This window comes from Kitasatospora sp. NPDC059722, from assembly GCF_042733235.1.
Classification (GTDB): domain Bacteria; phylum Actinomycetota; class Actinomycetes; order Streptomycetales; family Streptomycetaceae; genus Kitasatospora.
On the sequence record NZ_JBHWGD010000033.1, the window covers coordinates 86,610 to 90,883 of the forward strand.

The following is a 4,274-nucleotide window of genomic DNA, read 5'->3' on the forward strand; positions in this document are numbered from 1 at the left end:
GCAGGCGGTCAGTGGCTGGGGACGGAAGGCGCTGCACGAGGCTGGCGTCGGCGGGCTGTGCGCTGCCGGGCGTGGGATCAGGATCTCCCGTGGCCGGGGCAGGGCAGGGGCAACCACCGGTCGGAGGCGGATGGCGTCGGGCGGGGTGGGTGCTGGCGGGCCGGAGGTGGTCAGGGTCTCGGCGGGGACGGCGCCGGGCGGGGTGGGCGCTGCCGGGCCGGAGGCGGTCAGGGTCTCGGCGGGGCCAGGCCGGGACGGCGCCGGGCGGGGTGGGTGCCCCCGGGCCGGAGGTGGTCAGGGTCTCGGCGGGGGCGGGGCCGGGCGGGGTGGGTGCCCCCGGGGTGGGGTGTCAGGATCTCGATAGGATCTCGGGCGCCGCGGCCGTTATGGTGGCCGGGGCACGGGCCGCGATCACCGGCTGTGGCGCGGTTCCTGCGCCCGAAACGGGGGCCCGACCGCGCATTCACAGTGCCGGGCGGGGCGCCGATGCATCTGCAAGCTCCGCACGGAAAAGACGATTCTGATGTCCGACACCCTCACCGACACCACCGGCCCCGCGACCAACGGGACCGACGCCGACGAGATCACGGCCGAGGACACCGCGTCGCACGGCCGCCACCGCGGCCTGTCCTCCGCCGACGACAGCCCCGAGGCCGGCGCGCACGGCCGCCACCGCGCTGCGAACCAGGGCTGACGAGAACCAGGGCTGACGGAGGGCCCGCCGGGAAGAGCTCCCGGCGGGCCCTCCGCGCGCTCAGTCCAGGGTGACGACCGTCCGCAGGGCCTCGCCGCTGCGCATCTGGGCGATCGCGTCGTTGACGTCGGCGAGCGCGACCCGGTGCGTGACCATGCCGTCGAGGTCGATCCGCCCGGCCCGCCACAGGTCGACGACCAGCGCGATCGTGGACGGCACGGGCGCCCCGCCGTAGAGCGAGGGCAGCAGGCGCTTCTCGTTGAAGAACAGCTCGCCCATCGTGAACTGCGCGAGGTCGTCCTGCGCCCCGGCGCCGATCACGACGACCGCGCCGCCGCGCCGGGTGGCGTCGTACGCGGCGCGGACGGTGGCCGAGCGGCCGACCGCCTCGAAGACGTAGTCGTAGCCGCCGCCGGGCAGGCCCTTGGCGGTCGCCTTGAGGTCCTCCGGGGCGATGGCGTCGGTGGCGCCGAAGGCCAGTGCCCGTTCGCGCCGCGAGACCACGGGGTCGACGACGGTGATCCGGCCCGCGCCGCAGACCCGGGCGCCCTGGACGGTCGCCACGCCGACGCCGCCCGCCCCGATCACGGCCACCGAGGCGCCGGGCTCGACGCGCGCGGTGTTGACGGCGGCGCCGACGCCGGTGGTGACGCCGCAGCCGATGAGGGCGGCGGCCTCGTACGGGAGGTCGGCGGGGACCTTGATCACGGCGTCCTCGGCGACGACGACCTCCTCGGCGAACGAGCCGGTGCCGTAGAACCCGGACGCGTCGACCGCGGCGCCGCGCTCCTCGAAGCGGAACCCGGGCGCGCCGAGGCGCCGCAGGCTCGCGACGCAGAGGTGGCCGCGGCCGCGCTCGCAGTGCGCGCAGCGCCCGCAGGGTGCCATCCAGCACAGGACGACGCGGTCGCCGGGCGCGACCGACCGCACGCCCTCGCCGACCTCGACGACGTCGCCCGCGCCCTCGTGGCCGGGCACGAACGGCGCCGGCTGGGGCAGCACGCCGTTCATCGCGGAGAGGTCGGAGTGGCACAGGCTGGCCGCGCGCATCCGAACCCTGACCGTGCCGGGCCCGAACCCGACCGCCGTCACGTCCTCGCGGACGTCGAGCGTGTCCTGCCCGGTCTTGTGCAGAACGGCTGCGCGCATGGGGCTGCTCCCGGTGTGCCTCGGATCCACGGTCGGGCCGATTCTGGCACGGGCGCGGGGCGGCGACTAGAACACGTTCCAGCGGCGGTCCCGGGAGGAAGCGCGGACGTACCGTCGAGTAGGGTCCGACCGGAGTACCCGGATCCCACCCCGTCGCGAGGAGTCGCCCCATGTCCGACCTGCTGGAGAGCGTCCGTCCGGCGGACGAGGTGGTGGCGGCGTTCGAGGCGGCCACCGGGTTCATGCCGGTCGACGAGGGCCTCGCGCTGTACGCGGCCGCGGTCACGGCGGCGCGGCGCACCGGGCTGCCGGTGCTGGAGATCGGGACGTACTGCGGGCGCTCGGCGGTCCTGCTGGCCGCGGCGGCCCGGGAGACCGGGACGGTCGCGCTGACGGTGGACCACCACCGGGGGTCGGAGGAGCAGCAGCCGGGCTGGGAGTACCACGACCCGACGCTCGTGGACCCCGAGGTCGGGCTGATGGACACGCTGCCGGCGTTCCGCCGGACGCTGCACGCGGCCGGGCTGGAGGAGCACGTGGTGGCGCTGGTCGGCCGGTCGCCGCGGATCGCGGCGCTGTGGGGCCGTCCGGTCGGCCTGGTGTTCATCGACGGCGGGCACACCGACGAGCACGCGACCGGCGACTACGAGGGCTGGGTGCCGCACCTCGCCCCGGAGGGCCTGCTGGTGGTGCACGACGTCTTCCCGGACCCGGCGGACGGCGGCCAGGCGCCCTACCGGGTGTACCTGCGGGCGCTCGCGGAGGGCTTCGAGGAGGTCTCCGTCACCGGTTCGCTGCGCGTGCTGCGCAGGCGTGCACCGATGCTCTAACGTCGTGCCGGAGCCGCCGGGCGGGGGTCCGGAGGGTACGGTGGCCGCGCCGCAGCAGGCAGCGAGCGGCAGCGGGACACGGCGGCACCGGACAGAGCGACGGCGGATGGTGGGGGCTAGCGGCACATGACGGACCAGAACAACACCGCTCCGGCGGTCTGGGACCCCACCGCCCGCGGCGGCGCCGGCGGCTGGGTCCGCGGCCCCCAGCAGCCCGCCCCCCAGCAGCCCGGCCGGCCCCAGCCGAACCAGCCGCAGCAGCCCGCCGACGCCGCGCCCCAGGCGCCTCCCGCACCTCCCGCACCTCCCGCGCGCCCCATGGCCCCGCCGCCCGGCCCGGGCGGGGTCGGCGACCAGGGCCCGCCGCTGGGCGCCCGCCCGTACCTGGCGACGGCCCCGGGCTACGACGCGCCGACGGCGCCCGCGTTCCCGTCCGCCGCGCCGCCGCCCCCGCCCGTCCCTCCCGCGTCGCCGTTCCCGGCCCACGCGAGCGCCCAGGCGAGCGCCCAGGCGGCCGCGCAAGCGCCCGGCCCGTACCCCGGCCCCGGCTACCAGTACCCGCCGCGGCCCGGCTACCCGGCCCAGCCGGACCACCCGGCCGGCTACGAGGACCTGGACGACGACGAGGAGCGCCCCACCAACCGCAAGGCGCCCCTGCTGATCGGCTTCGCGCTGCTCCTGGTGCTGGCGGTCGGCGGCGGCCTGCTGATGGCGGTCAAGGACAACGGCAAGAAGGACCAGGCCGCGCCCGCCCCGGCCGCCACGGCCACCGACCCGGGAGCGTCCGGCACCCCGCAGCCGGCCCCGGCACCCAGCGGTTCGGCCGGCGACCCGAGCGCCGCCGCGACCGACCCGGCCTCGGCGGGCGCGACGCCCAGCCCGTCCGCGACCACCGCCGGGCCGAACGCCAAGGCCCAGGCCGGCGCGCTGGACGACCTGCTCACCCAGGGCGAGAGCGCGAAGGCCCCGATCGGCAGCGCGGTGGCGAAGGTCAGCAGCTGCCCGGCCAAGCCCGACATCGCCGACGCGGCGCAGGTGTTCGACAACGGCGCCAAGCAGCGCGACGAACTGCTGCGCAAGCTGGGCGCCTTGAGCGCCTCGGACGTCCCGGGCGGCGCGGACGCCATCCAGTCGCTGAAGTCGGCCTGGCAGCTGTCGGCCGACATCGACCGGGCGTACGCGGCCTGGGCGCGCTCGGTGGCCGGCCAGGGCTGCTCCGGCACCGCCCCGACCACCGCCGACAAGAAGCACGCCGACGAGCTCAACCCCCAGGCGACGCAGGCGAAGAAGGACTTCGTCGGAAAGTGGAAGCCGATCGCCGACGCGTTCGGCCTCACCGCACGGACCCAGGACAGGATCTGAACCGCTCGTGACCGGCCCGACGAACCGCCCTCCCCGCCGCTCCGCCCTGCTGCGCACCACGACGGTGGTCGGCGCGGCCGTACCGCTCTGCCTCGCAGGCTGGTTCGGCTGGCAGGCCGTCAGCCACGACGCGCCCGCCGGCGCGACGGCCGCCACCGGCACGGGCGCCCCGCGAGCCGCCCCCCGGGGGGCCCCCCCCCGCAGACCCCCCCCCCCCGCCCCCGCGGGCGGTGACACAC

At 77.2% G+C, this 4,274-nt stretch carries 4 protein-coding genes and 1 pseudogene; 4 read left to right on the forward strand and 1 reads right to left on the reverse strand.

What is annotated here, in order from left to right:
- The first annotated feature begins 523 nt into the window (after nt 1-523).
- The gene (locus ACFV4F_RS21860) at nt 524-694 is read left to right on the forward strand and encodes a hypothetical protein (RefSeq protein ID WP_380443386.1); all 171 of its coding nucleotides are present in this window, start codon (nt 524-526) and stop codon (nt 692-694) included.
- A gap of 60 nt (nt 695-754) precedes the next feature.
- On the opposite strand, the gene ACFV4F_RS21865 is transcribed toward ACFV4F_RS21860, so the two are convergent.
- Nucleotides 755-1,843, reverse strand: coding sequence for a Zn-dependent alcohol dehydrogenase (locus tag ACFV4F_RS21865; protein WP_380504666.1), 1,089 nt, complete (start codon nt 1,841-1,843; stop codon nt 755-757).
- 170 nt (nt 1,844-2,013) lie between these two features.
- On the opposite strand from ACFV4F_RS21865, the gene ACFV4F_RS21870 reads away from it, so the two are divergent.
- From ACFV4F_RS21870 to ACFV4F_RS21880, 3 genes and pseudogenes are all read left to right on the forward strand, one after another.
- Nucleotides 2,014-2,673, forward strand: coding sequence for a class I SAM-dependent methyltransferase (locus tag ACFV4F_RS21870; RefSeq protein WP_380499679.1), 660 nt, complete (start codon nt 2,014-2,016; stop codon nt 2,671-2,673).
- 126 nt (nt 2,674-2,799) lie between these two features.
- Nucleotides 2,800-4,035 carry a hypothetical protein gene (locus tag ACFV4F_RS21875; protein ID WP_380504668.1) on the forward strand — a complete coding sequence of 412 codons (1,236 nt, stop codon included), beginning with the start codon at nt 2,800-2,802 and terminating at the stop codon, nt 4,033-4,035.
- A gap of 7 nt (nt 4,036-4,042) precedes the next feature.
- Nucleotides 4,043-4,274: pseudogene (locus ACFV4F_RS21880) on the forward strand (N-acetylmuramoyl-L-alanine amidase); the annotation flags it as partial.